Source organism: Ruegeria aquimaris (assembly GCF_025751555.1).
In the GTDB taxonomy this organism is placed as follows: domain Bacteria; phylum Pseudomonadota; class Alphaproteobacteria; order Rhodobacterales; family Rhodobacteraceae; genus Ruegeria_B; species Ruegeria_B aquimaris.
Genome location: NZ_JAOWLB010000058.1, coordinates 1 through 1,432, shown reverse-complemented (window position 1 = coordinate 1,432; position 1,432 = coordinate 1). Strand labels below are relative to the sequence as shown.

The following is a 1,432-nucleotide window of genomic DNA, read 5'->3' as shown; positions in this document are numbered from 1 at the left end:
GGGAGTGGGCAAAACGTGGTGGTCAAGCGGCCCGCTTTGAGACTTCTAGCCTTCGGTCAAGAACAGCAGCCCGAGTAACGGCAACCCGATGTGCGCCCTGAGGTGACCATCTCATGCGCCGCCGCTTGCCCATGCGGGTGTTGCCAATGTCGTCAACACAGCCTTCTGCCCGGGACGATGAGACTGCGAGGCCACTTCGGTACCTGTGACCATAGTCCGGAAGCGCGTCGAAGTTGTTCGCAAGGTAAGAATAGAGGTCCTGGCACCGCGCTCTGACGCGCTTGGCCGCTTCTCGTAATTCTTGGGTTTCGGCGTGTAGGCGATCGCAATCGATCTGAAGAACTTTTAGGATTGTCGCGGCGGTCATCACTTTGCCGTGCCAAAGGTACCAACGCAGTGTATCGGAAGGTCGCTCGAAGAGGAGCGGCAACCCTGAAAAGTCCTTCGATTGCAGAAGCCCCCGCACCGCGTTTTCTATGTGCTTGACCCGCATCGAGATATGCCACCAGTCCAGTATGTGGGTGACTGGACCTCGAACGGCGCGCCTCACCAAATTCGGCAATGCAGGTTCGCCGTCTGAAATCACGGTCACTTTGCTCTGACCATCCCAGCCCTGCGCAATCAAGTCATTTCGGAGCTGCTTTGCAGGAAAACTGGCGGCTTGTTGTACGAGGCCAAACCGCCGGCTCATATTGGCTTTCAACCTTGCCGACCACGACATCCAGGTGGCGTTTCTGGTACTCCGGCCGACATCGTATATGCGCACCATCTAGGAAAACGGTCAGTGGGCCGGGCGGGGCGATTGTATCCGCGTGTCCTTGGCTTGCGTCGCCGTGGCCCAACTCGTCGGCAATGCGACCCAGGCGATTTCGAACGGTCGTGTTCGACTGAGCCGAACAGGGCAGGAACATCTCGATCAATCGAGCGGCTTCCCGAAACGAGTGCCTTGCCCCCAATTCAGCCTGCAGGCGACGAAGTTCGGGAGTTGCACGGTCAGAGAACAGCCCGGCAAGTGGTGATTGCGGCCCAGATTTCGCGATCCCAGCCGGCTGGCACAAGCAGCGGCGAAGCCTTGGCCACTTCACCCGAATTCGTCCAAAAAGAGTGTCGAGAATCCGGCCTCGATCATCATGGATCGCGCGTTGTTTGGCACAGCTATCGCATTTCCGGCGAACCTCTAATGCTTCACTGACCTGATCTTGCACAATCGCTTCCTGCAAGCGCCTCAACAAGGTCTTTGCGTCGTCGAGGAGAAGGCCAACATTCTCGGAACCAAACTCATCCGGCGCACGGCGAAGTCGACCGATTTTGCGCCTCCTGATTTCTCCATCGTCAAAAGTCGTCTCGACAAAAATGCTTACATCCATGGTGGGTCCCGCCTTGTTCAGAAACCTTACCCTACCACGTAGACCACCAGGTTTTGCCCACTCCC

The 1,432-nt window shown here is 57.4% G+C and carries 1 pseudogene; it reads right to left on the bottom strand.

Going from position 1 to position 1,432, the window contains the following annotated elements:
* Positions 1–22 precede the first annotated feature (22 nt).
* Positions 23–1,367, bottom strand: a pseudogene (locus tag OE747_RS24555) (ISKra4 family transposase).
* Positions 1,368–1,432 lie beyond the last annotated feature (65 nt).